A 1,012-nucleotide genomic window follows, 5' to 3' on the forward strand; every position below is an offset into this window, starting at 1 on the left:
CGAGGACAACGCCGGCCGCAAGGATGCGCGCGGAGAAGGCTGGGAACTGCGTACCGACGGCCATGGCGTAGTGCGTGCGGCCAAGGGGCTGTTGATCACGACCGAAGCGCGGCAATCCGCGCGCGGGCCGATCAAGGACATGGACGAAACGGCAAAGCGACTGGATGCCGCGCACAAGCTGCACGACGACCAGGCGACAGCCGCACTACAGGGCCTGGCACAGGAAAGCGGACAGCAGCACGACGTCGCCGATATCCTGAAGTCACAAAACGACGGCGTGCTCGGCACAGGTGAACCCTTTCCCGAGCTTTCAGAACCTCACCTCGTCTNACAAGCTGCACGACGACCAGGCGACAGCCGCACTACAGGGCCTGGCACAGGAAAGCGGACAGCAGCACGACGTCGCCGATATCCTGAAGTCACAAAACGACGGCGTGCTCGGCACAGGTGAACCCTTTCCCGAGCTTTCAGAACCTCACCTCGTCTTGGCGAGTCCGGCCGGTATCGAGACGACTTCAGCACAATCGACCCATATCGCCAGCGGCGAACATACGGCTCTGACGGCAGGACGCAATCTTTCGATCGCAACCGGTGACAGCCTGTTCGCGAGCATCAAGCAGACCTTCCGCCTGTTCGTCCACAAGGCGGGAATGAAGCTGATTGCAGCGTCCGGCAAGATCACCGTGCAGGCACATGAGGACGATATCCAGGTCATCGCCAACAAGGTCCTGTCCCTGATCAGCCAAACGGACTGGATCGACCTGAAGGGGAAAAAAGGTGTACGGCTACATGGCCCGGAGTGCATGGTCGAAATCACCGACCGCATGCAGGTCTTCGCGCCCAAGCCGGCGCTATTCCACGGCAATCTCAAAACCCTCGCTCCCCAGAACAGGCCGCAACCATCGGCGGAGCACAAGATCACGATTACGGAACCCAAGACGCCCGAAGATCCGAAGCAGCTGCTCTTCAGGCTGCAAACCCATGCCGGAAGCGGGCGTCCGTTTGCCAATGT

Annotated in this window: 2 protein-coding genes; both read left to right on the forward strand. The window is 60.8% G+C overall.

The window, feature by feature from the left end; genetic code table 11:
• Positions 1-46: 46 nt before the first annotated feature.
• Positions 47-451: a type VI secretion system Vgr family protein gene (locus tag QWL29_RS26540; RefSeq protein ID WP_441295521.1), complete on the forward strand. Its 405-nt coding sequence runs from the start codon at positions 47-49 to the stop codon at positions 449-451.
• On the forward strand, positions 435-1,012 hold a 578-nt coding region (locus QWL29_RS26545), incomplete at its 3' end, for a DUF2345 domain-containing protein (RefSeq protein WP_305825822.1). The genes QWL29_RS26540 and QWL29_RS26545, both read left to right, overlap by 17 nt.

This window comes from Massilia brevitalea (genome assembly GCF_030711405.1).
Lineage (GTDB): Bacteria > Pseudomonadota > Gammaproteobacteria > Burkholderiales > Burkholderiaceae_D > Telluria > Telluria brevitalea.